The sequence below is a fragment of the Kribbella jejuensis genome, from assembly GCF_006715085.1.
GTDB classification, from domain to species: domain Bacteria; phylum Actinomycetota; class Actinomycetes; order Propionibacteriales; family Kribbellaceae; genus Kribbella; species Kribbella jejuensis.
This window is the reverse complement of the sequence record NZ_VFMM01000001.1, coordinates 409954-431406: the sequence shown is the minus strand read 5'-3', so window position 1 is coordinate 431406 and position 21453 is coordinate 409954. Positions and strand designations below refer to the sequence as shown.

Here is a 21453-nt window from a genome sequence, read left to right as displayed (position 1 = left end):
GCCGGTGCCCTCCGAGCTGCAGCGAGTCGCACGCGGCCTGGTCGACTGCTTCGACGAGATCCCCCGCGTCGTCGACCAGTTGGCACGTACGGCGGCCCGCTGCCGCGAGAACGCCCAGCTCGCCCTGATCGCCTCCCGCGGCCAGGCCACCGTCGCGGCGCAGCAGCTCGACGCGGCCGCCCGCGCGTGCGAGGCCGCGGCCCAATACCTCTTGATGGCACCCCCGAAAGCGCGCGCCTGGGCCGAGGGCTTGGTCGGCGATAGCGGCCCGTCCACCAACCGCCCGTCCTCGGCCTCCGCCGACCGCAACCGCCTCCCGAAAGCCGCCGAGATCCGCACGAGCCGCCTGACCGCGACGTACGAGGACCTCGAGGTTGCCGAAGACAACGAACCCCCGGTGGTGACGGTCGCCCGCAAGGCTTTCGAGAAGTACCGCAAGACGCACGAGAAGGACGAGGAGCAGACCCCGCCGGAACCGCTCGAGATCGACATCACCGTCACCGAAACCGGCGAAATAATCCTCGAGGAACGCAACGAGAACGAAGAGGCAAAACGCCAACAACGCCTGACCCGCGACTTCGAGTTCACTCCGGTCCGCGACGACGAGGACGAGCCTGAGGAGCCCGAGCCTCGCGACGACAAGAAAGAAAGAGCTCGGGAAGAACGCCTGACAGGCGATCACGCCTTCGAGGTCGACTTGACCGAAGCGGTCAAGATCCTCCTCGCCGCCATGTCCGAGTCCGACGGCCGGCAATGGCAACACGCCACCTTCACCATCACCCCCGAAAACCTCGAAGCCACCTTCGACTACCTCGCCGACGAGCGCCCTGAGCCGACCGTGGTCGACATCGAGTTACCAGAGCTCCCGGCCTTGGACTTCGATCCCGCGCTCGACCTTCGCCCGATCGGCCCCGGCTTCCGGCCAGGGGTGCACGATCCTGAGGATCGCTTCGTACCGAAGGAACGCGAGCTCGCGGAGTACCTCGAACTCGAAGGCTGGCGCATCGACGCGCGGCCCGAGGACCACACGGTGAAGGGTCAGAAGAACCCGGACGCGACTCTTCGACGCAGTGGCCCCGCCGAAGGCGTGATCGTCGAGTTCAAGACCCTGGATCGGGCGTCTCTGTCCGCGGTGAAGCGCAATGTCAACGAAGCCTGCGATCAGGTCGGAGCGGCCGGGGAGGTCTTTGTCGACGGCCGGAAGGTCGACCTCGACGAGGCGATGGCGCTGAGAGGATTCCGGAAGGCTTGCGGTCAGCCTGGCAAGTCCGTGGACGTGCCGGTTCATGTCATTCTCGGTGACGGGCGAATGGTCACCTTCAGGAAGGAGCGGTGATGTCGACGAGCGACAACGTGTTCGTGGCGACCGATGAGTCGGTGCCCGAGGCTGCCCGATGGCTGGCCGACGTGCTCGGGCTCGAAGGTGTCGCGGATGCCGAGCTGAAGGACGACGAGCGTCTGTTCCGGCGATCTGGACGGGCTGGGTCGGCAGCGGTTGCCATCAAGGTTCGTCCGAACGGTTTCGCCGTTGTCGATCCGGAGCCGGAGGAGGTCCAGGCGATCGACCGCTACCCGATCGATCTGAGTATCTGGACGGTCGGAAGGAAGGACGAGGACCGACAGTTGGCTGAGACCGCGGCGATCTTCGAAACCCTCGTCGCCGCGCGCCCCGACGTACCGGCGCTGCTGGTCCACAACCTCGACACCTTGGTGAGCGCGTACTTGCCAGGTGCCGGCACGCACACGTTCGAGCCCCCGATCACTCCCGACGTCGAGGACATCGACACCTGGCGGCCATGGGTTCGCACCTGATGTCGACCGACGACAACATCTTTCTCGCAGCGCCGCAGCCGCTCGGGAACGACCCGGACCAGAACATCTGGAGACCCTGGGTCGTCTCCCGACGGCAGGAAGGGGCGGTGATGTCGACGAGCGACAACGTGTACGTCGTCGCGCGACTCGAGGTGCCGGACGAGTTCGCCGAGTGGTTCGTCCACCTGGTCGTGCGCGGGCAGAGCGGACGGCATGTGATCGAGCCCGCCTTGATGCGGTCTGTGGAGCTCACCGCCGATTCGACTGCGTCCGAAGTCCAGCAAGGGGCCGTCCATGTCAGTTGTTGAGAGCGTGTTTGTCGCGACCGAGGAGACGCCGGCTCAGGTGGCCGCTTGGCTGGTCGGTGTCGCCCGCTGCGAGGTCACAGCCGCAGAAGGCTCGCTCATCCGTCTGCGGATGCCGGCGACCGTGCACGACGGCTGGTACGGGGTCGTCGTGCAACCGAACGGGTACGTCGAGGTCGATCCAGAGCCGGACGACGTGCAGGCGATGGATCCGTACGACATCGAGATCCAGCTGCGTGGTGGACGGGACGAGGCAGCGCTGCGAGCTGAGGCAGGTCTCCTGTTCGCGGCATTGGTACACGACCGTGCCGATCTGCCGATGCTCCTGGTGCATGACCTGGCGATCTTGGTGGCGGCGCATATGCCCGGCGTCGGGACGCGCTCTTTCGACTGGCCAACGACACCTGACGGGCCCGACATCGCGGTGTGGCGAGGTTGGGCCGTCGAGAGGCGTTCTCACGGCGAGTGAGAAAAATCTGTGGAATCGCGTCATGAACGGTTTGGCGGGGCGTCACTACCTGTGAACCCATCCCCACAGGGAAGTGGAAGTGATTGACGTGAAGGGTTGTCTTGCGAGGTCGCTGATGGGATCCGGGTCGAGTCGGCGCCGGGTGTATTGAGATGGGCGACGGTGGTGATCCCAACTCTGCGCTGCAGGTGTCTGGCGCGCGGGTGGAACGTCGTCGGGTGCGGGTCTGGTTCGGGGACCATGTGGTTGCCGACTACCGGGCCGAGGCCGAGGTGGCTGAGCGGTACGCGGCCGCCATGTCGCGGCGGTTCGCCGGCTTGCGGGTGACCAGTGATCCGTTGCCCGAGCACGATCCCGGGCCGGAGCGGCGGTTGCCGGGCGAGCGGCTCTGGGAGGTGGCGCCGAAATGAGTTCGCGGCGCTTCCGGCTGATCCGGCACCAGGACGTCTCCGGGGTCAGCGGTACGGGACCGGTCGCCGAAGGTGTCCAGTTCACCGACGGTGCGGTCGCGCTCCGCTGGTACGGCGACTATCCGACCACGACCGTGTGGGACGGCATCGACTCCGTCGTCGCCATCCACGGTCACGGCGGGGCGACCGTGGTCGAGTGGATCGATCCGGAACCTGGCCCCGATCCCGACCTGAACTTACCGCCCCGCGAATCCCTGCCTCCCCGTCCGTGGCCGGACCTGCACTCCGCCCCCGACCGGCAGGACCCGGACCCGCTGCACTCCGAGCGCGACCTGGGTCCGTACGGCGCGGCGCCACCGTGGTCGGCGGCCCGCGTCTCCAGATGATGTCCACCTGATCCACCGGCGCCGGGCTCGTTCCCCCTTCCCGGCACCGGTCCACCTCGGTACGGCGTACTCCCGGGCGAGCCGGAGTACGCCGTACCTGAGGAATCGTCAGCTGTAGTCCATCCGGTCCAGCAGATCGAGGTTGTAGAACGTGCCTGGGCCGTCGCACAGTTCCATCATCCGTTGCGACATCTCGGTGGTGTCGGGGCGTTGTGAGTTCGCCATCGCCTCCTCGTAGGAGTTGAACTCGATGATCGCGAAGTACCGGCCCTGGTCGTCGCGGTCGGCGCAGGTGAGGCCGCGGACCGGGGCGGGGCCGTCGGCGTCGGCTTCGCGTTTGGCGCGGAACTCTTCCATGAGTGCCGCCACCTCGTCCGGCTTCGACGTCCGGTACTCGATGATCTGAACGAAACCAGCCATCACTCCCCCTAGTTGTGAACAGACACTCACCCCTGGGTGTCTCCTGCTCCGACAGTGCGCCCGGATCGCCTGGCTGGCAAGGGCGGACGGCTTACGGTGACGTGACGAGGGCGACGGATCACCCGCCGTCGTGTCTGCCCTCGGCAGAGGGTGCTGGGAATTGTCGGTGGCGCCTGATTTGCTGGCCCGCATGGAGATTCTGATCGTCGGCGGTACGGCGTTCCTCGGGCGCGAGCTCGCGACGCAGGCACTCGCGCGCGGTCATGCGGTGACCTGTGTGGCGCGTGGCGAGAGCGGTGCGGTCGCGCCCGGCGCCACGCTCGTGTCGGCCGATCGGAGCCGCCCGGAGGCGTACGACGCGGTGCCGGCGCGCGATTGGGACGCGGTGTTCGAGGTGTCGTGGCAACCAGGCTTCGTGAAGGATGCGCTGGCCGCGTTCGGCCCGCGGGCGAAGCACTGGACGTACGTCTCGTCCGGCAATGTGTACGAGAAGTTCGACACGCCCGGCGCGGACGAGTCTGCGGTACTGCGCAAGCCCGCCGAGCAGGACGTGGTCGACCGGGAGCAGTACGGCGAGGCGAAGGCCGCGTGTGAGGCCGCTTCGATCGACGCGGTCGGGGATCGGCTGGTGATCGCCCGCGCCGGGCTGATAGGCGGGCCGGGTGATTCCAGCGACCGGGCGGGTGCGTGGGTGGCGCGCGCTGCGCTGGCGCCGGAAGAGCCGTTGCTGGTGCCCGACACGCCCGACCTCGCGACGGCGGTCATCGACGTCCGGGATCTGGCGAGCTGGATGTTGGACAACGCCGAGTCCGGGCGGACCGGGATCTTCGACACGTACGGGCCGGTCGTGCCGTTCGGCGAGTGGATCAAGCTGGCGCGGGAGGTCGGCGGCCATACGGGGCCGGTCGTGCTCGCGCCGCAGGAGTGGTTGGAGGAACAGAAGGTCGAGCAGTACATGGGGCCCGAATCGTTGACGATGTGGATCACCGAGCCCGGGTACGAAGGCTGGTCGGAGCGTAGTGGTGCGGCCGCGGCGGCGGCCGGGCTGACGCACCGGTCGCGGAAGGAGTTCATGGTCGACTCGCTCGCCTGGGAGCGCGAGCTCGGCCTGGACCGCGAACGCCGCGCCGGGCTCAGCCTGGCGAAGGAGAAGGAGTTGATCGCGGCCCTGAAGGATTAGAGAGTGGGCGCATGCGCCTGGTGCTGATCTCGGACACTCATCTGCCGGTGCGGGCGAAGAAGTTGCCGGAGCCGGTGTGGGAGGCTGTCGAGCGTGCCGACGTCGTCATCCATGCTGGGGATTGGGTGAGCGTCGGATTGCTGGACGAGTTGGAGTCTCGTGCGGCCCAGTTGATCGGGTGCTGGGGCAACAATGACGGGCCGGAGTTGCGGGCACGGCTGCCTGAGGTCGCGCGCGTGACCCTGGACGGGCTGTCGATTGCCGTCGTGCACGAGACCGGTCCGGCGAAGGGACGGGAGGAGCGCTGCGAGGCGGCGTACCCCGGGGTGGATCTGCTCGTGTTCGGGCACAGCCACATCCCGTGGGACACGACGAGCCCGCGGGGACTGCGCCTGCTGAACCCAGGATCACCGACGGATCGCCGGCGGCAGCCGTTCTGCACTTACCAGACAGCGACGATCACGGCCGGCCGCCTGGAAGAAGTTGCCTTACACAACCTTTAGGAGATCGGCCGGGCACGCGTGGCTGTCGCCGTACCACCGAGTTACGGCGCATCCACACGTGCCCGGCCGGACCGGACCTAGGCGTTCGCTGCTTCCTTGACCCGGGTCTTGAGCCGGTCGCGGACCTCTTCCGGGGTGTACGCCCGGCGTTTGCGCTCGCCCCGTGCGACCACAACGCCCGTGGCGGCCACGCCGACGAGCCCCGCAAGCCCTACCACCTTCCATACCTTCATGCCGACTAACCTAGCGACGTGAACAGCCGGATTTCGCTGGATGACGCTACGGAACTGACACGAACAGGTGACATTTGGCTGTTTCGTGGTGCCAAAGCGGCCGATCGCGCCATCCAGCTGACGACGAACAGCCCGGTCAACCATGTCGGGATGGCGATCGTCGTCGAGGACCTCCCGCCGCTGATGTGGCACGCCGAGCTCGGTCGTTCGCTGGTGGACATGTGGACCGGTACGCATCACCGCGGCGTACAGCTGCACGACCTACGCGACGCGGTGCTCGTCTGGGGCCGTAAGTACGGTCAGCAGGCGTGGCTGCGGCAGCTCGACCACCCGGTCACGCGGGAGCTGGAGGACGCCGTACTGCGGACCGTCGCGCGGCTGGACGGTACGCCGTTCCCGTCGACGGCACGGCTCGCGTCGAGGTGGGTCCGCGGCCGGGTTCCGGCGCTCCGCAAGGGAACCCGTGAGCTCGAGCTCGAATCGGCGTACTGCGCCGAGGTCGTCGCGCTGACGTACGAGGCGATGGGGCTGCTGCGTGGCCGGCGGCCGAACTGGTACGACCCGGGTCGGTTCTGGAGCGGCGACGAACTGAAGCTTGCCCACGGCGCGAAACTCGGCGCGGAGATCGCGGTCGAGCTGCCCGCGGCGGAGGCCGGATCCTGAGGCTTCAGAAACTGTCGGCGGCCTGTGATTGGGTTGTTCCAGTCGGTCATCGACCGGAGGAGGCCCTGGATGTATGCAGTCATCGACACCGAGACGACCGGCCTGTTGCCGAGCCATCGGCACCGGGTGATCGAGATCGCGGTCGTGCTGCTGGACGCGCGCGGACAGGTCGAGCGCGAGTGGGTGACGTTGCTGAATCCCCAACGGGACTTGGGCCCTCAGCACATCCACGGCATCCTCACCTCGGACGTGCTGGCGGCGCCGGAGTTCGCTGACATCGCGGCACAGCTCGGCCGGTTGCTCGCGGGGCGGATGGTTGTCGGGCACAACGTCGAGTTCGATCTCGGGTTCCTGCGGGCGGAGTTCGCGCGGCTCGGGGTCACGGTGCCGCTGGTCACCGAGCGGTCGATGTGCACGATGGCGCTGGCGAACTACCTGCATCCGGGTGCGAAGCGGACGCTCGGCGCATGTTGTGCGGCGGCAGGCATCTCGATCGAGGGCTGGCATTCGGCGCTGGCGGACACGCGGGCGACGGCGGAGCTGTTCGCGCAGTACCTCGGGGCGTTCGCGGCGCCGCCGCCGTGGCAGTGGGCGTACGAGGAGATCCGCGATCTGCCGTGGCCGGAGTTGCCGGGGAGGGACGTCGCACCGACGGTCCGGCCGGTGCACGCCGGCGGGCGGCACGGGTGGATGAGTCGACTCGTCGACCAATTGCCCCGTGTACCGGAACCACCGCAGGCCGACTCGTACCTTGTGCTGCTGGACACGATCCTCGCCAACCGCGAGATCACCGCCGCGGACGCCGACCAGTTGGTGCAGGTGGCGAACGAGCTGGGCCTGACCCGTCCACAGGTCGATCACCTCCATCGGTACTACGTTTCCGCGCTGGCGGAGGCTTCGTGGGCGACCGGCGAGATCACACCCGATCAGCGCATCGACCTCGACAAAGTCGCAGTGATGCTTGGACAGCGCGCGTCCGACGTCGACGAGGCGTTGCTGCGCGCGAGCAGCGGGCGGTACGTCGTACCCGATCGCCCCGGGGCGCGTGGGTTTCCGCGGGGGAGCACGCTGGTGTTCACCGGCGACATGGTCGAGCCGCGGGAAGTGTGGTGGGACCGCGCAGTCTCAGCCGGCTTCACCCCACAAGAGGCGGTCCGCCCAGACACCACCTTCGTGGTCGCCGCCGACGTAGACAGCCTGTCAGTAAAGGCCCGCATGGCCCGCGAGTTCAACGTCCCCATCATCTCCACCGAAGACTTCCGCCGCCTCCTCCTCCCCAAAAACCACCTAAAAGCCGGCTAACCCACCACCACCGGCTGACTGACTGGTGCCCGACGGCGCCGGGGGTCGGGTGGTGCGCGGTCCTGGCGGTCGGGTCGGGTGGTGGTGCCTAGCGGTCCTGGTGGGGGCCGGGGGGCACGTGCTGCGCGGATGGGTTCAGGGGTGCCCGGCGCGGAAGGCGGCTTGGGTGGTGCTCGGTGCGGTGGTCCGCGTCCGGCCGGGCGGGTCCGGTGGTGCCGGGCGGCGCTGGGTGGGTGGTGCGCGGCGGGGATCAGGTGCTGCCTCGTCGTGCAGGGTGGGCGGAGTGATGTGCGGCCACGGGTCTGGCGGTGCCAGGCGGTGCTGCGGTCGGTGGGGTGGTGCGCGGCGCGGCGGGGGTTTGGTGGTGCGCGGCGCGGGTCTGGCGCGGCGCGGGTCGGGTGCGGCGCGGCGCGGCGGGGGTTTGGTGGTGCGCGGCGCGGGCCTGGCGCGGCGCGGGTCGGGTGCGGCGCGGCGCGGCGGGGGTTTGGTGGTGCGTGTGCGGCTGCGCGGTGTGGGTGGTCCCAGGGCCGGCTGGCGGGTTGGCGGGGTGGGGTTGGGCGGCTGGGCGGGGTGGGGTTGGGCGGGGTTAGGGGGTGAGGTGGTCTGGGGTTAGGAGGGAGTGGAGGGTTAGGCCGGTTTGGGTGAGGGGGGTGGGGGTGGTGGGGTTGCGGTTGATGACGCAGAGGGCGTCGGTGATGGTTGCGCCTCGGGTGCGGAGTTCGTTGGTGGACAGGACGATCTGGCCGCCGGTGGTGACGACGTCCTCGACGATCGTGACGCGGCGGCCGTTTGTGTCGGCGCCTTCGGCTAGGCGGCGAGTGCCGTATGGCTTGGCCTGCTTGCGGACGAAGGCGCACGGGAGGCCGGTGTGGCGACCTAGTGCGGTCACGACCGGTATGCCGCCCATCTCCAGGCCGGCGAGTACCTCGGTACCGGCGGGCACGAGCGGGACCATCGCGGCGGCGATCTCGTCGAGCAGTACTGGATCGGCCTCGAAGCGGTACTTGTCGAAGTACTCGTTCGTCGTCTGCCCGGAGCGCAGCACGAACTCCCCGGTCAGATGTGCGGTCGTGTATACCCGGCGTCCCAGCTCAACAAGATCCACGCCCGGCACCTTAGCGGTCCCGCGACGCCCTGCCGCCTGCTGCACTCGGCCTTACGGGCACGGGGTGCCCTTATCGTCGGTCGACAGAAGTGCACCCATCCACGCGACCCGTCCGGTCGCGCCCGGGGAGCGATCCGGCCCGTCTGGCACGTCGGGATCACCCGGCCGTCCGACAATGCCGGGGCTGCACGAGCCGTCCGGGGCGCCGGGAAGCACCTGAGGCGTCCCGGCGCCGGGGGTCGGCTGGGGACGTCGGCAGGCCGTCGGGTGTTCTCGTCAGCCTTGTGTAGCGGTGCGCCGGTGCGGGCCGCTGGCCGGGGGGAGTGCGGGTGCGGTGGTGGTCAGCTCTTGTCGGGGGCTGGTTCTATTTCGAAGTGGAGTTGTTTGCCGGAGCGGATGCGTTCTATTGCTGACAGGCAGGCGGCTTCGCTGATCTGGACGCCGATCTCGCCGAGCTTGTGGCGGAGCACCAGGGCGGCGTCCTCGGCGGAGCGGGCGCTGGACTCGTTGACCGCCTCGATCGTGGTGGCGGTCAGCCGCTCGCGGATGTCCGGGTGTGCCTGGGCGATGTCATGCGTGATGCGGAACTCGGTCATTCGCGACTCGCTCTCTCTCGCGTCCACTGCGGGCCGGATCGGTGCTTCCAGGATAGTGCCGCAGGCCTACTGCAGGACGCGCTGGACGAAGCTTTCGAGCCGTGTCCTGAGACGCTCCGCACGGACCTCGGGCGTGGCGGTTTCGCCCTGCGGTACGTCGAGCTCCTTCAAGCCGCGGATGTACAGCGAGCAGGCGAGGTCCGCGCAGATGTACATGCCGACGGTGTTGCCCTCGCGGCCCGCCGTACCCGCGCGCCGGGCCGCGAACAGGGCCACGTCGCTGACGTGGTGCGCGGTGTTACACAGGTCGCACAACCCCGCGAACCGGCGCGGCGCGCCCGACGTCTGGGTGCTGAGCGCGATCCCGGTCACTACCTCGTCGCGCCGTACGACGAGATAGCCCCGGTTCGGCGCCTTCGCGTCACGCCAGCCGAGGAAGTCCAGCGACGCCCACGGCAGCTCGGTGAACTTCGGTGGCAGGACGATCGCCTTGACCTGGCTCTTGGTCGAGTTGACGAACGAGCGCCTGATCTGGTCGGCGCTGAGCGGTTCCACGGGTGTTCCTCCGATCCTTCGACTGCCCATGAGACCGGTTCAGCGCCCGGCCGCGCAACCCGATTATCAAGTTGCCAAGAGCAACGATCAGCTGTCGGCGTACGACGTACTCCGGGCGGCGTCGTGGTTGCGCAGGTCGACGCCGAAGTCGACCGACGCCTTCAGCCGGAGCAGCAGCGACACGAACTCGGGAGCATCGGCCGGGTCGTCGAAGTCGACGGTGAGGTCGGTGCCTGGGTCGGCCGGCGTGAAGGTGAAGGTCAGCCGGCGGCCGAAGTACCGCAGTTGGTACCGGCGGTCGGGGACGGCCTCCTCGAGCGGGCTCGTGTCCGTGCGGCCGTCGGCGAGGACGAACGAGATCGCCCCGCCGGACTCCGGCGCCGATTCGGCCCAGAACCGTTCGCGGCCGAGGACCGTGCTCACCGCCCGGTAGACGTCGCCGGCCGCCGACGCGCAGTACACCTTCTGCTGCACAACCCACACCCTTCAGGTTCGGAATCGGTCCATTCTGCGATCCGGCCGGGTCCACGACCCGGACACGCCGGGTGAGGGGTGGACTTCTGAGCGCGAAGGGTGAAATCTGTACTGTGAAAAGTTCAACTAGTTAATTCTGGAGGAATCCGCGATGTCCAGCGAGTTTGCGGCCCTGAGCGGTGACTACACCCTCGACGCCGCCCACACCCGGATCGGCTTCAGCGCCCGGCACGCGATGGTGACCAAGGTCCGTGGTGCGTTCGACGAGTTCGAGGGCTCGTTCCACATCGACGGCGAGCACCCGGAGAACTCCTCCGGCACGGTGACGATCCAGGCGAAGAGCATCAACACCCGCAACAACCAGCGCGACGAGCACCTGCGCAGCAACGACTTCCTGGCGATGGACGAGCACCCGGAGATCACGTTCACCTCCACCGCGGTCAAGCAGACCGGCGACACCGAGTTCCTGGTCACCGGTGACCTGACGATCCGCGGCGTGACCCGGTCGGTCGATGTCGAGTTCGAGTACACCGGTTCGGCGACCGACCCGTTCGGCAACCAGCGGGTCGGGCTCGAGGGCTCGGTGCAGATCAACCGCAAGGACTTCGGCGTCAGCTGGAACGCGGCGCTCGAGGGCGGCGGTGTACTGGTCAGCGAGAAGGTCACGCTGGAGCTCGAGGTCTCGGCCATCAAGTCCGCCTGATCGCTGACAATTGACGGGGACCTGGACACGCCGCACGGCGTACCAGGTCCCCGTCCGGTGTCCGGGTCTCGTGAGGAGTCCCGGCTGCGCAGCGGGTCCGCCAGGCAGCGGTGTCCGGGGCTCGCGGGGTCGCGGGTGACGTCAGGGGTGGCGGCTGGTTTGTTCGAGGAGGGCTTCGACGGCTTGGTGGAGGTCGGCGTCGTGGTGGGGGCCGGACCAGACCAGGATGCGGCCCTTGTCGCCGAGCTTGGTGGTGATCAGGTCGCGGGCGGGCGTCGGATCGCCTTGGTTGACGAGTACGACGAGTCGCCGGCCGTCGCGCTGCAGCCGGTCCAGCAGCGGTGGGAGCGTGGAGCCGCGGAACACGCCAGGGTCGCTCTTGACCTTGGTCTCGATCATCACGCCGCGGCCGCGAACCACCAGCAGGAAGTCGGCGCGGTCGCGGGTGAACTCGCGATCGTGGTAGATCCGCGCCTTCGGCCACAGGCGTTGCAGCGCCGCGTCGACCTCGACGTCGTACTGCGCCGCCAGCCGGCTGACGCGCGAACTCGTCCCGCGGACCCGGAACGTCTCCGGTGTGCGCCGCCCGACCCAGGACGGCAGCCAATCACGAATGTGTGTGTCGATCATCAGGTGGACCCCTCGACCTAGCCGGCACTCACACGAGAGTCTGCCCGTGGTTACCGCGAGCAATCCGGTGAGCGCGCGATCGTGATCGCACCGCCACAAATCAGCAAGCGGTGGGGGTGGTGGTACCGCCGTCGACGATCCAGCGGGAGCCTTGGTTGACGACGCGCATCTGGTCCAGCCAGCGGGTCGGGGTGGTGTTCGGCAGGACGCCGCGGCCGCGGGCGTTCACCGTCCGGGCGGCGGTGGTGTCGTAGCAGGCGTTGACCAGGACGCCGTTCGAGGCGAGCGTGCGCTTGGCCCAGACCACCTTGGTGAGGCCGGTGTTGTGCAGCTTGTTGGTCCGGAAGTACTTCGCCTGCGCGCTGATCGCCTGGAACATCTTCGGCGTCATCACCGACTCGAGCTGCTCGGTCTTGCCGCCGCCGCTGCGCATCATCACGTCGAGCGCGACGCGGTACGCGTAGTAGGCGTTCAGCACCGGGTCGTCGGATCCGATCGCGTCGGTGGTCGCGGCCCGGGTCGCCTTGTGGGCGGCGGGTGCGGCGGCGGCCATCCCGGCGTCGGTACCGCAGCCCTGGAGCAGCAGGACCGGTAGCAGTGAGGCGGTCACCGCAACGTTCCGCAAGCGCATGATCTCCGAGATCCTCCTGTCGGACGAGGCCCCCGTCCTTGTGACGCCGGCGCTGAGCGCGCCGTCCGGCACTGACCGTGTAACGCGGCGGCACGCATCGTGGTCACTGTGACCTGAATCACAATGACCCCCTACCGGAGTACTGGCCCACGATCGGCTCCCTGGCCGGAGGCGCCGCGGCGGTCCGCTTCCTAGCCTCGATCTCAGGAGTTGAGACCGAGGAGAACGCAATGACGCACACGTTGACCCGCCCCATCACGCAGGCACCGCGCTGGCATCGCTCGGTGATGTACGACGTCCTGCTGCTGCCGGTCGGCCTTCAGACCCTGGCGGACGCGGTCCTCGGCGAGCCGGAGACGGCTGCCCGACGCTGGCGCAGGCTGGGGGAGTACCGCACCGGCCACGCCGAGGTGCAGCCGACGAGCAACGCGGGGACCTTCGGGTACGGCCTGCTGAGCGCCGTACTCGGGCTGGCCGCCCTCTTCGTACTGTTCCTGACCGTGCTCGCCATCGTCCGTGGGCCGTTCTGGGGTCTCGTGGAGCACGGCCCAGTGGAGCCGGGCACCTGGGGCGGGCCGTCCCGCGCTGGCGCGTGGCTGGCGCATGGCGTGATCGCCCTGCCTTGCATCGTGGCGTTCTTGTTCGTACTGCGTGGCATCGCGGTGCTGCAGACGCTCCTGGTCCAGGGGACGCGCAAGTGGGTGCTGCCGGCAACTATCGTGCTGGCTGCCGGTACGTGCGCGTTCTTCTTCGCCTGGTTGCAGCAGGTGTGAGTAGGGTCCGAGTGTGCAGACGCCAAACAGGTGGGTCGCGGGCCTGACGGTCGCGGGGCTGCTCTTCCTGACGGTCCTGGATCTCGGGCAGCACTACGACGTAGCACTCGAGGTCGTACTGGCCCTGGCGATCGCGCGCGCGTTGTCGCTCGGCCTGTCCTGGCTGCGTCCACGTGCGGCCGTAGTCGTCTCACTGATCACCACAGCGGTCACGGCTGCGCTCACCACACCAGTCAGCTCGAGCGAGCCCTGGCCGTGGGGTACGACGGCAGCGTTCGGCCACTCGTTCGTCCTAGCGATCGCAGGTGCGCGCGGTCTCGGCCGGCGGGAGCAGGTCGGCTGGTGGATCGTGACGCAGGCACTGGGCGTGGTAGCGATCACCTTGGCCCCGGACCGCGGCGGGTGGCGCGGGCTGATCACCATGGCCGTGCTGTCCGCAGTAGCGGTTGTGGTCGGGGATCTACTGCGTTCGCGAGGCGAGACGAGGCGCCGCCTGGCTGAACAGGAGACGATCAGTAAGGTCGAGCGGGCCGAGCGAGAGCGGCTGCAGGAGCGCGCGAGAATCGCCCGTGAACTGCACGACGTCGTAGCGCACCACCTGTCTGTCGTGGTCGTCCGCGCGGACAGTGCTCCCCACAGGCTCACCGACGTACCCGCCGCGGTACGTGAGGAGTTCACGGGCATCGCCGACGAGGCACGTGCTTCGCTGACCGAGATGCGTCGCGTACTGCGGTTGCTGCGCGAGCCGTCCGAACAGCCGAAGGAGCTAGGACCGCAGCCCGGGCTCCTGGACGTTGCTGAGCTCGTCGAAAGCACCAGGCGTGCCGGAGCGGACGTGCGGCTGACGAGCGACCTCCCGTCAGGTCTGGACCCGGCTGTAGAGCTCACGGCGTACCGCGTCGTACAGGAAGGTCTCAGCAACGCAGTACGGCATGCCCTGCATGCAGTAGTAGAGGTCGCGGTACGCCGGACCGCGGGCGAGCTGGAGGTGACGGTGCAGAACGAGAAGCCGCCGCGTCCCGTCGTACCGGCTCCTGGAAGCGGGCACGGCCTGCGGGGGATGCGGGAGCGGGTGGCGCTCGTTGACGGCACGGTGAACGCGGGGGCGACCCCTGAAGGCGGTTATCTGGTGCAGGCAGTGATTCCGATCGGACAGGAGGTGGCGGGTGGCGATCACGGTCTTGGTGGTTGACGACCAGGAGATGGTGCGCGCGGGCTTCACCGCGCTGCTCGACGCGCAACCGGACATCCAGGTGGTCGGCCAGGCAGGCGACGGCGCGCAGGCGGTGGCGCTGGCGGGCGAGCTGAAACCGGACGTGATCCTGATGGACGTACGGATGCCCGTACTCGACGGGCTCGCCGCGACCCAGCGCATCCTCGCCGGTACCACGCCAGGTGCGCCGCCGCGGGTCGTGATGCTGACGACGTTCGACCTGGACGACTACGTGTATGCAGCGCTCCGCGCCGGTGCGAGCGGGTTCTTGCTGAAGCACTCGACCCCGGACGAGCTGGCCGCTGCGGTACGGGTGGTCGCGGCAGGAGACGCTCTACTGGCTCCGTCCGTCACTCGTCGGCTCGTCGAGGACTTCACTCGCGCGCAACCCGTCGTACCGGTCACACCGACCCGGCTGACGCCGCGAGAGACCGACGTACTGCGCCTGATCGCCAGAGGGCTGTCCAACCGGGAGATCGCGGATGACCTCGTGCTCGCCGAGCAGACCGTCAAGACGCACGTGAGCAACATCCTGACCAAGCTGGACCTCCGGGATCGCGCGCAGGCGGTCGTGTACGCATACGAATCCGGCGTGGTGATCCCTGGTCCGCGACACTAGTCAGATGGACGTCCTGGAACGCGTACGCAGCCTGTGCCTTGCACTGCCCGAGGTGACCGAGCGGCCGAGCCACGGCGAGCCGACCTGGTTCGTCCGTGACAAGAAAACGTTCGTGATGTACGCCGACCACCACCACGACGACCGCCTCGGCGTCTGGATGGCGGCACCACTAGGCGTCCAGGAGGCGCTGGTCGCCGAGGACCCGGAGCATTTCTACCGCCCGCCGTACGTCGGCCACCGCGGCTGGCTCGGGGTCTACCTGGACGTCGACGTCGACTGGGCCCACTTCGAGGACCTGATCGAGACCGCCTACCGCCAAACCGCCCCGAAGACACTGATCGCCCGCCTGGACGCCGACACCTAGCCCTATAGGGTGACGTGGTGGACAAGCCGGTGGGACAGAAACTGGCGGTGGGGTTGGCGTTCGGGAGTTCGGCTGCTGTCATGGTGCTGGAGCTTGTCTCGCTCCGGTTGGTGGCGCCGTACATCGGGCTGACGCTGGAGACGAACACCGCGGTCATCGGAGTAGCCCTGGCGGCTATCGCGACCGGTGCCGCGATGGGCGGCCGGTTCGCGGACGTGGTGCCACCGCACCGCACCCTAGGTCCTCTGTTCCTGCTGAGTGGCGCTCTGGTGATGCTGGTCCTCCCAGTGGTCCGCTGGACGGGTGAGTCATTGCAGGGCGCTGACGCGAGCAACCTGGTGTTTCTGGTGCTGGCCATCACTCTCTTTGCGCCGGCCTCACTGCTCGCCGCGGTCACTCCTATGGTCACCAAGCTGCGGCTGGCCACACTGGAGCAGACAGGAACCGTTGTAGGACGGCTGTCCGCCTTTGCCACGGTCGGCGGCATCGTCGGCACTGTGCTCACCGGCTTCGTGTTCGTGGCGACCGTGCCGATCAGTGCGATCGTCCTGACCCTCGGAGCAGCACTGGTCGTCGTCGGCGCCGTACTGACACTCCTGCTGCGTGGAGTTCGTGATGCGGTCAAGCCCGTCGTACTCGCGGTCATCGGGGCCACGCTGACTCTGGTCGCGCCGCGCCCGTGTGAGGTCGAGACGGCGTACCACTGTGCTCGCGTCGTCGCGGACCCGGCGCGGGACGGCGGCCGGACGTTGTACCTGGACCGGCTGCGGCACTCGTACGTCGACCTGAACGACCCGACGTACCTGGAGTTCGAGTACATCAAGAGCTTCGCGGCGGCGATCAACGGCAGTCGTCCGGAGGGGCAGCCGGTGAGTGCGCTGCACATCGGGGCGGGCGGCCTGACGATGGCGCGGTACCTGACCGCGACGCGTCCGGGCAGCAGGCACCAGGTGTACGAGATCGACCCGTCGGTGGTGGAGCTGGACAAGCGCGAGCTCGGCGTACGGACCGGACCGGACCTGAACATCACGGTGAAGGACGGGCGGCTCGGCATCCGCGACGAGGCGACCGACAGCCGCGACGTGGTCCTGATGGACGCGTTCAGCGGCGTGTCGGTGCCCTGGCACCTGACCACGCGCGAGGTGGTGGCCGACGTACGGCGGGTGCTGCGGCCGGACGGGATCTACCTGATCAACGTGATCGACTACGGGCCGGCGAAGTTCGCGAAGGCCGAGCTCAGGACCGTGCAGGCCGAGTTCCCGTACGTCGCGCTGATCGCCCGCGCGGACGAGTTCGCCGGCACCGGCGGCGGCAACTTCGTCGTGCTCGCCTCCGATCGGCCGATCGCCGTCCCCGCGATCGCGGACAAGCTGGGGCCGGACATGCAGATTCGCGACCAGCTGGCTTCGTTCGCCGGCGACGCACCGGTCCTGACCGACGACTACGCGCCTGTGGATCAGCTGCTCACGCCGTACGGCAGCTGAGGTTCTTGTGATTGCATGTGGTCATGCACCCACGCGCAGGCCAGCCAGCACAGCCCGAGGACCTCGTCGACGTCGACGCCATGCTGGCGGCGTACCACGACATCACCCCGGACGTGGAGAACCCGGCCCAGAAGGTCGTCTTCGGTACGTCGGGGCACCGCGGCTCGAGTCTCGACGGCGCCTTCAACGAGGCGCACATCCTGGCGATCACCCAGGCCGTCTGCGAGTACCGGGCCGGTGAGGGTACGACGGGCCCGTTGCTCGTCGGCCGCGACAGCCACGGTCTCTCCGAGCCTGCCTGGCGGACGGTGCTCGAGGTGCTCGCCGGTAACGACGTACAGACGCTGGTCGACAGCGCGGACCGGCTCACGCCGACGCCTGCCGTCTCGCACGCGATCCTGCGGCTGAACAGGGGCGCCGGTGCGGACGCCGACGGCATCGTGATCACGCCGTCGCACAACCCGCCGCGGGACGGCGGTATCAAGTACAACCCGCCGCACGGCGGCCCGGCCGACTCCGACGCGACCAGCTGGATCGCCAACCGCGCCAACGCCCTGATCGCGGCCGGCAACCGGGAGGTACGGCGCAAGCCGTTCGAGCAGGCGCGCCAGCACGCGGGGGACTACGACTTCGTCGGACACTACGTCGACGACCTGCCGTCGGTGCTGAACCTGGCCGCGATCCGTGACGCCGGTGTGAAGATCGGCGCCGACCCGCTCGGCGGTGCGAGCGTCGACTACTGGGCCGCGATCGCGGAGCGGCACGGCCTCGACCTGACCGTGGTGAACCCGCGCGTTGACCCTGCCTGGTCGTTCATGACACTCGACCACGACGGCAAGATCCGGATGGACTGCTCCTCGCCGTACGCGATGGCATCGCTGGTCGCGCAGCGGGACAAGTACGACGTGGCGACCGGGAACGACGCCGACGCGGACCGGCACGGCATCGTCACACCGGACGCAGGGCTGATGAACCCGAACCACTACCTTGCCGTGGCGATCTCCTACCTGTTCAACAACCGCCAGTGGGGTCCGGACGTCGCTGTGGGCAAGACGCTGGTCTCTTCGTCGCTGATCGACCGCGTGGTGGCCGACCTGGGCCGCAGGTTGTGGGAGGTGCCGGTCGGCTTCAAGTGGTTCGTACCGGGGCTGGTGGACGGCTCCGTCGGGTTCGGTGGCGAGGAATCGGCAGGGGCGAGCTTCTTGCGCTTCGACGGCACTGTGTGGACCACGGACAAGGACGGCATCCTCCTTGCGCTGCTGGCGAGTGAGATCACCGCAGTGACCGGGGAGACGCCGTCACAGGCGCACGCCAAGCTGGTGGACCGCTTCGGTGCCTCGGCGTACTCCCGGGTGGACGCGCCGGCCAGCCGTGAGCAGAAGGCCAAGCTGGCCGCCCTCACGCCAGACGCTGTCACGGCGACCGAGCTGGCCGGAGAGCCGATCGTGGACCGGCTGACGCACGCACCCGGTAACGGTGCAGCAATCGGTGGGCTCAAGGTGACGACGGAGTCCGCGTGGTTCGCCGCACGCCCGTCGGGGACAGAGGATCTCTACAAGATCTACGGGGAGTCCTTCAAGGGCGCCGACCACCTGGAGCAGGTGTTCGAGCAGGCACGCGACGTGGTGTCCGCCGCGCTCGCCTAGCGCACGAAGGCGTCGAGCAGCCGTTCCAGCTCCGCAGCGGGGTCCGTGGTGATCCCGCTGTGGATCGGCCCCGGATGCACGACGGTACTGCGAGGCGCAGCAAGCCACCGGAACCGCTCACCGATCGAGGTGGCGGCCGCTGGTCCGCCGACCGGATCGCCGGCGCAGATGGCGCGAACCTGTTCCAACGATGCACACACGACATCAACGTCCACACCAGGGTCCAGGGCCAGCAGACGCTCTCTCTTGACGTCCCAGCCGGCTCCCAGATAGTCGAGCGCCCGGCAGTACAGCACCGCACCGACGTTGATGAACTCACCCCGCTGAATCCTCGGCGCCGCGCGCAGAATCACGTAGTCGAAGGGCTTCATCGCACACCCCCCGGCACCCAGGCGCCGCGGTTCTCCAGCCGCGCGAGTAGATGTCCCAGGTACTGCTCACGGTCGCCGTCGCCCAACCACTCGTCAGGCACAAGCGCTATCACTTCCGTCAACAGTTCAGGGCTGATCGCCGCAGCCAGCTCGGCATCAACCTTCGCCACACCTGGAGTTGCCACCGAGAACACATGATCGGATGCGTCGTACGGCTGTGCAGCGAACTTCTCCGCCGACATCCACGAATGGTGGAAGTACAGCGCCGCACCATGGTCGATCAGCCACAGGTTCTTGTGCCAGACCAGCATGTTCGTGTTCCGCCACGAGCGGTCGACGTTCGCGACGTACGCGTCCAGCCAGAGGATTCGCGCCATCGCGTCGTCGCCCGGGTTGCCGGCCGATCCGTCGTACCCGAAGGAGCCCGGCAGGAAGTCGACGGCCAGGTTCAGCCCGGCGCTGCGGATCAGCAGCTCCTGGATCTCGAAGTCCGGCTCGGACTTCCCGATCGCCGGGTCGAGCTCGATCAGCTTCAGCTCCGGCACCCGCTGCCCGAGCCGGCGGAACAGTTCGCCGACGATCACCTCGGCAACCAGTGCCTTCGGCCCCTGTCCGGCGCCGTGGAACTTGATCACGTACGTCCCGAGGTCGTTGCCTTCGACAACACCCGGCAACGAACCACCTTCGCGCAGCGGCAGCACGTACCGGGTCGCGGTGACAACAGGCAGACTCACGGTGCAGAGCCTAACCGGTTGGTGGTGGGTACTTGGGGTGGGTGAAACTTCCGACCTTCGGAGTAGAGGAAGAGCTACTCCTCGTGTCCGCGAGTGGGGAACCACTACCGCGCAGCCGTGCCGTGGTTGCCGACGTGCAAGAACTGGACGTCCAGCTGGAGCTGAGCAGGGCGATGGTGGAAATCAACACGCCGGTCTGTACGACTGTTGACGAGCTGCGCGACCACTTGATCGGTATGCGCTCGCAGCTGGCCTCCGCTGCGGCGGACGAAGGCGCTCGCCTGCTGGCGATCGCCGTACCTCCACATGGACGGGCAGCGCAGTCGATCACCACGAAACCGCGGTACCAGGAGCTGGCCCGTCAGTGGGGTCTGCTGGCTCGTGAGCAGGGCGTCTGCGGCTGCCATGTGCACGTGGGGGTTCCGGACAGAGAGTCTGCGATCAGGGTCAGCAACCACGTTCGCCCGTGGCTACCGGTGTTGCTCGCTCTCAGCGCCAACTCGCCGATCTACCTGGGCCAGGACACAGGGTTCGCCAGCTGGCGCTGGCTGATGACGACACGCTGGCCATGCGCCGGCCCACCGCCGTACCTGGAGTCCGCCGACCACTACGACGCACTGGTCGCTATGCATCTTGCGGCCGGGACCCTGATCGACGAGCAGATGGTGTATTGGGACGTCCGGCCGTCGTCGCACCTGCCGACAGTGGAGGTGCGTGTCAGCGACGTCCCGCTCACGGTGGACGAGACCGTGGTGATCGCGACGCTCGTCCGCGCCATCGTGATGACCGCGCTCGAGGACGGTTCCCAGGGGCCGACTCCGGAGCCCGAGGTACTGCGAGCCGCGTACTGGCTGGCCGCCCGGGACGGACTGAGCGCGCAGGGCGTCGACGTCTTCAAGGCGGAGGCAATGCCGATGGCCGAGGTGATCGGCCAACTGCAGCAGTACGTCGAACCCGCCCTGCAACAGCTGGACGCCGTCGAACTGGTGCGCGATGGCGTCGAGCGCTCCTTGCGTGAGGGAAACGGCGCGATCAAACAACGGAAGGCGTTCCGCGAGGGCGACGACGTGGTCACCCTCACGGAGGTCAAGTCCTAGCCTTCGGCTATGGCGTGGAGATGATTTGGCGGGAGGACTCGGTCTGCGCCGCGATCGAACCGTCCTTGAAGGCTTTGTCGAGGGTGCCTTCGGTGCGCCGGGTGAGGGTGATCGAGACCTCGCACGTGGTCGCGGGCTTTCGTCCGGGGGTCGGGGTGCCGGTCACCGGGCGAAGGGACCCGGGCGGGATGCTCACCTCGGTGCGGCCGGCTTCCAGTTGCAGGCTGCCCGGCTCGATGCAGTCGCCCGCCCAGGTGACGAGCGACGACAGATCGGACGGCCCGGAAGCGAACCGTACGAGGATGGGGGCGCGGCGGGAGTACGTCGTACCGGTCTGTGGTGCCGTCAACTTGACCCGCTCAGGAAGCTTCACCGTCGAGGCCGGCGCGGACTCGTCGGCGCTTCCACGTTGGAGATCGAAGGTGATCTCGGTACCGGCGGACACCACACCGTCGAGCTGCCCGTCGTAGTCGGTGACGCCGGCGGTCTTGTGGTGCTTGAGCTGCACGCTCTTGCCACCCCCGGACGAGGTGACCGACTCACCGTCGCCGAGCTCGATGAACGTCAGCGTGCCCACCCGGTACGAGGCACTCACGTTCGCGACATCTGCGCCGTCGGGCAGCGTCACCACGTAGGTCGCACTGATCCCACTGGTCCGAACATCCTTCGACTGAACCGTCGAACACCCCGCCACCACCAGCACCAGCCCAACCACACCAATCCTCTTCACACCAAGCGAAACTAACAGCGCAGAGGTCTAGCCCGCCGGCGTTCC

At 68.2% G+C, this 21453-nt stretch carries 29 protein-coding genes; 18 read left to right on the top strand and 11 right to left on the bottom strand.

The genetic code is table 11. The features are described 5' to 3' along the window. The first annotated feature begins 4 nt into the window (after positions 1-4). From FB475_RS02055 to FB475_RS02030, 6 genes are all read left to right on the top strand, one after another. Positions 5-1336 carry a hypothetical protein gene (locus FB475_RS02055; RefSeq protein ID WP_141851990.1) on the top strand — a complete coding sequence of 444 codons (1332 nt, stop codon included), beginning with the start codon at positions 5-7 and terminating at the stop codon, positions 1334-1336. Next, positions 1336-1812 (top strand): hypothetical protein, encoded by a 477-nt coding sequence (locus FB475_RS02050; RefSeq protein ID WP_141851988.1) that lies wholly within the window; start codon positions 1336-1338, stop codon positions 1810-1812. The genes FB475_RS02055 and FB475_RS02050 overlap by 1 nt, the downstream gene beginning before the upstream one ends. Then, positions 1812-2120, top strand: coding sequence for a hypothetical protein (locus FB475_RS02045; RefSeq protein WP_185759017.1), 309 nt, complete (start codon positions 1812-1814; stop codon positions 2118-2120). Before FB475_RS02050 ends, FB475_RS02045 begins: the two co-directional genes overlap by 1 nt. After that, positions 2107-2586, top strand: coding sequence for a hypothetical protein (locus FB475_RS02040; protein WP_141851984.1), 480 nt, complete (start codon positions 2107-2109; stop codon positions 2584-2586). The genes FB475_RS02045 and FB475_RS02040 overlap by 14 nt, the downstream gene beginning before the upstream one ends. Positions 2587-2804: 218 nt before the next feature. After that, on the top strand, positions 2805-2996 hold the full coding sequence (locus FB475_RS02035) for a hypothetical protein (protein WP_420359197.1): 192 nt from the start codon (positions 2805-2807) through the stop codon (positions 2994-2996). Next, entirely contained in the window at positions 2993-3382 is a 390-nt protein-coding gene (locus FB475_RS02030) for a hypothetical protein (protein ID WP_238331908.1), read from the top strand. The genes FB475_RS02035 and FB475_RS02030 overlap by 4 nt, the downstream gene beginning before the upstream one ends. Positions 3383-3490: 108 nt before the next feature. On the opposite strand, the gene FB475_RS02025 is transcribed toward FB475_RS02030, so the two are convergent. Next, positions 3491-3802, bottom strand: a complete 312-nt coding sequence (locus FB475_RS02025) for a hypothetical protein (protein WP_141851980.1) — start codon at positions 3800-3802, stop codon at positions 3491-3493. Between the two features lie 190 nt (positions 3803-3992). Here FB475_RS02025 and FB475_RS02020 point away from each other — a divergent pair, with 190 nt between their 5' ends. Both FB475_RS02020 and FB475_RS02015 read left to right on the top strand, forming a co-directional pair. After that, positions 3993-4982 (top strand): NAD-dependent epimerase/dehydratase family protein, encoded by a 990-nt coding sequence (locus tag FB475_RS02020; RefSeq protein WP_141851978.1) that lies wholly within the window; start codon positions 3993-3995, stop codon positions 4980-4982. A gap of 11 nt (positions 4983-4993) precedes the next feature. Next, positions 4994-5485: a metallophosphoesterase family protein gene (locus tag FB475_RS02015; RefSeq protein WP_141851976.1), complete on the top strand. Its 492-nt coding sequence runs from the start codon at positions 4994-4996 to the stop codon at positions 5483-5485. Between the two features lie 77 nt (positions 5486-5562). Here the strand turns inward: FB475_RS02015 and FB475_RS36605 are convergent, their stop codons facing one another. Then, positions 5563-5718, bottom strand: a complete 156-nt coding sequence (locus tag FB475_RS36605; RefSeq protein WP_166677970.1) for a hypothetical protein — start codon at positions 5716-5718, stop codon at positions 5563-5565. 150 nt (positions 5719-5868) lie between these two features. On the opposite strand from FB475_RS36605, the gene FB475_RS02010 reads away from it, so the two are divergent. Both FB475_RS02010 and FB475_RS02005 read left to right on the top strand, forming a co-directional pair. Continuing rightward, positions 5869-6381, top strand: a complete 513-nt coding sequence (locus tag FB475_RS02010) for a hypothetical protein (protein WP_238331907.1) — start codon at positions 5869-5871, stop codon at positions 6379-6381. A gap of 69 nt (positions 6382-6450) precedes the next feature. Continuing rightward, positions 6451-7683: an exonuclease domain-containing protein gene (locus tag FB475_RS02005; protein WP_141851973.1), complete on the top strand. Its 1233-nt coding sequence runs from the start codon at positions 6451-6453 to the stop codon at positions 7681-7683. Between the two features lie 586 nt (positions 7684-8269). Here the strand turns inward: FB475_RS02005 and FB475_RS38025 are convergent. The 4 genes from FB475_RS38025 to FB475_RS01985 form a co-directional block, all read right to left on the bottom strand. Continuing rightward, positions 8270-8788: an orotate phosphoribosyltransferase gene (locus FB475_RS38025; protein ID WP_141851971.1), complete on the bottom strand. Its 519-nt coding sequence runs from the start codon at positions 8786-8788 to the stop codon at positions 8270-8272. Between the two features lie 341 nt (positions 8789-9129). After that, positions 9130-9384 (bottom strand): hypothetical protein, encoded by a 255-nt coding sequence (locus FB475_RS01995; RefSeq protein ID WP_141851969.1) that lies wholly within the window; start codon positions 9382-9384, stop codon positions 9130-9132. A 66-nt stretch (positions 9385-9450) separates the two neighbouring features. Then, positions 9451-9939 (bottom strand): FBP domain-containing protein, encoded by a 489-nt coding sequence (locus FB475_RS01990; protein ID WP_141851967.1) that lies wholly within the window; start codon positions 9937-9939, stop codon positions 9451-9453. 87 nt (positions 9940-10026) lie between these two features. Then, positions 10027-10413: an SRPBCC family protein gene (locus FB475_RS01985; protein ID WP_141851965.1), complete on the bottom strand. Its 387-nt coding sequence runs from the start codon at positions 10411-10413 to the stop codon at positions 10027-10029. Between the two features lie 151 nt (positions 10414-10564). Between FB475_RS01985 and FB475_RS01980 the strand changes: the two genes are divergently transcribed. Beyond that, on the top strand, positions 10565-11116 hold the full coding sequence (locus tag FB475_RS01980; RefSeq protein WP_141851963.1) for a YceI family protein: 552 nt from the start codon (positions 10565-10567) through the stop codon (positions 11114-11116). Between the two features lie 141 nt (positions 11117-11257). On the opposite strand, the gene FB475_RS01975 is transcribed toward FB475_RS01980, so the two are convergent. Next, complete coding sequence (locus tag FB475_RS01975; protein WP_238331906.1) at positions 11258-11746, bottom strand: hypothetical protein; 489 nt, start codon at positions 11744-11746, stop codon at positions 11258-11260. Between the two features lie 100 nt (positions 11747-11846). After that, a complete protein-coding gene (locus FB475_RS01970; RefSeq protein WP_141851961.1) occupies positions 11847-12377 on the bottom strand; it encodes a hypothetical protein in 531 nt (176 codons plus the stop codon). A 230-nt stretch (positions 12378-12607) separates the two neighbouring features. Here FB475_RS01970 and FB475_RS01965 point away from each other — a divergent pair, with 230 nt between their 5' ends. Genes FB475_RS01965 through pgm form a run of 6 tightly spaced genes read left to right on the top strand, consistent with a single transcriptional unit; the run spans position 12608 to position 18476 of the window. Further along, entirely contained in the window at positions 12608-13150 is a 543-nt protein-coding gene (locus FB475_RS01965; protein WP_141851959.1) for a hypothetical protein, read from the top strand. 13 nt (positions 13151-13163) lie between these two features. Further along, entirely contained in the window at positions 13164-14342 is a 1179-nt protein-coding gene (locus FB475_RS01960; protein ID WP_141851957.1) for a sensor histidine kinase, read from the top strand. Then, positions 14317-14982: a response regulator gene (locus tag FB475_RS01955; protein ID WP_141851955.1), complete on the top strand. Its 666-nt coding sequence runs from the start codon at positions 14317-14319 to the stop codon at positions 14980-14982. The genes FB475_RS01960 and FB475_RS01955 overlap by 26 nt, the downstream gene beginning before the upstream one ends. A gap of 4 nt (positions 14983-14986) precedes the next feature. Next, positions 14987-15346 (top strand): MmcQ/YjbR family DNA-binding protein, encoded by a 360-nt coding sequence (locus FB475_RS01950; RefSeq protein ID WP_141851954.1) that lies wholly within the window; start codon positions 14987-14989, stop codon positions 15344-15346. A 17-nt stretch (positions 15347-15363) separates the two neighbouring features. Next, the gene (locus FB475_RS01945; RefSeq protein ID WP_238331905.1) at positions 15364-16830 is read left to right on the top strand and encodes a fused MFS/spermidine synthase; all 1467 of its coding nucleotides are present in this window, start codon (positions 15364-15366) and stop codon (positions 16828-16830) included. 23 nt (positions 16831-16853) lie between these two features. Further along, positions 16854-18476 carry a phosphoglucomutase (alpha-D-glucose-1,6-bisphosphate-dependent) gene (pgm, locus tag FB475_RS01940; RefSeq protein ID WP_141851950.1) on the top strand — a complete coding sequence of 541 codons (1623 nt, stop codon included), beginning with the start codon at positions 16854-16856 and terminating at the stop codon, positions 18474-18476. Here the strand turns inward: pgm and FB475_RS01935 are convergent. Beyond that, positions 18473-18847, bottom strand: coding sequence for a DUF3037 domain-containing protein (locus FB475_RS01935; protein ID WP_141851948.1), 375 nt, complete (start codon positions 18845-18847; stop codon positions 18473-18475). The two genes, pgm and FB475_RS01935, sit on opposite strands and share 4 nt — an antisense overlap. Beyond that, the gene (locus FB475_RS01930; RefSeq protein WP_141851946.1) at positions 18844-19581 is read right to left on the bottom strand and encodes a HipA family kinase; all 738 of its coding nucleotides are present in this window, start codon (positions 19579-19581) and stop codon (positions 18844-18846) included. Before FB475_RS01930 ends, FB475_RS01935 begins: the two co-directional genes overlap by 4 nt. 41 nt (positions 19582-19622) lie before the next feature. Here FB475_RS01930 and FB475_RS01925 point away from each other — a divergent pair, with 41 nt between their 5' ends. Continuing rightward, positions 19623-20678, top strand: a complete 1056-nt coding sequence (locus FB475_RS01925) for a carboxylate-amine ligase (RefSeq protein WP_141851944.1) — start codon at positions 19623-19625, stop codon at positions 20676-20678. A gap of 7 nt (positions 20679-20685) precedes the next feature. Here the strand turns inward: FB475_RS01925 and FB475_RS01920 are convergent, their stop codons facing one another. Continuing rightward, positions 20686-21408 carry a hypothetical protein gene (locus FB475_RS01920; RefSeq protein WP_141851942.1) on the bottom strand — a complete coding sequence of 241 codons (723 nt, stop codon included), beginning with the start codon at positions 21406-21408 and terminating at the stop codon, positions 20686-20688. Between the last annotated feature and the right edge of the window lie 45 nt (positions 21409-21453).

Bases quoted from the DNA above. Each gene is read 5' to 3' on its own strand.
- FB475_RS01935 (WP_141851948.1), bottom strand. From the start codon at position 18,847: ATGAAGCCCTTCGACTACGTGATTCTGCGCGCGGCGCCGAGGATTCAG.
- FB475_RS02045 (WP_185759017.1), top strand. From the start codon at position 1,812: ATGTCGACCGACGACAACATCTTTCTCGCAGCGCCGCAGCCGCTCGGG.
- FB475_RS02050 (WP_141851988.1), top strand. From the start codon at position 1,336: ATGTCGACGAGCGACAACGTGTTCGTGGCGACCGATGAGTCGGTGCCC.
- FB475_RS01970 (WP_141851961.1), bottom strand. From the start codon at position 12,377: ATGCGCTTGCGGAACGTTGCGGTGACCGCCTCACTGCTACCGGTCCTG.
- FB475_RS01995 (WP_141851969.1), bottom strand. From the start codon at position 9,384: ATGACCGAGTTCCGCATCACGCATGACATCGCCCAGGCACACCCGGAC.
- FB475_RS02020 (WP_141851978.1), top strand. From the start codon at position 3,993: ATGGAGATTCTGATCGTCGGCGGTACGGCGTTCCTCGGGCGCGAGCTC.
- pgm (WP_141851950.1), top strand. From the start codon at position 16,854: ATGCACCCACGCGCAGGCCAGCCAGCACAGCCCGAGGACCTCGTCGAC.
- FB475_RS02025 (WP_141851980.1), bottom strand. From the start codon at position 3,802: ATGGCTGGTTTCGTTCAGATCATCGAGTACCGGACGTCGAAGCCGGAC.
- FB475_RS02040 (WP_141851984.1), top strand. From the start codon at position 2,107: ATGTCAGTTGTTGAGAGCGTGTTTGTCGCGACCGAGGAGACGCCGGCT.
- FB475_RS01950 (WP_141851954.1), top strand. From the start codon at position 14,987: ATGGACGTCCTGGAACGCGTACGCAGCCTGTGCCTTGCACTGCCCGAG.
- FB475_RS02015 (WP_141851976.1), top strand. From the start codon at position 4,994: ATGCGCCTGGTGCTGATCTCGGACACTCATCTGCCGGTGCGGGCGAAG.
- FB475_RS01975 (WP_238331906.1), bottom strand. From the start codon at position 11,746: ATGATCGACACACACATTCGTGATTGGCTGCCGTCCTGGGTCGGGCGG.
- FB475_RS36605 (WP_166677970.1), bottom strand. From the start codon at position 5,718: ATGAAGGTATGGAAGGTGGTAGGGCTTGCGGGGCTCGTCGGCGTGGCC.
- FB475_RS02005 (WP_141851973.1), top strand. From the start codon at position 6,451: ATGTATGCAGTCATCGACACCGAGACGACCGGCCTGTTGCCGAGCCAT.
- FB475_RS01965 (WP_141851959.1), top strand. From the start codon at position 12,608: ATGACGCACACGTTGACCCGCCCCATCACGCAGGCACCGCGCTGGCAT.
- FB475_RS01980 (WP_141851963.1), top strand. From the start codon at position 10,565: ATGTCCAGCGAGTTTGCGGCCCTGAGCGGTGACTACACCCTCGACGCC.
- FB475_RS02030 (WP_238331908.1), top strand. From the start codon at position 2,993: ATGAGTTCGCGGCGCTTCCGGCTGATCCGGCACCAGGACGTCTCCGGG.
- FB475_RS02010 (WP_238331907.1), top strand. From the start codon at position 5,869: ATGGCGATCGTCGTCGAGGACCTCCCGCCGCTGATGTGGCACGCCGAG.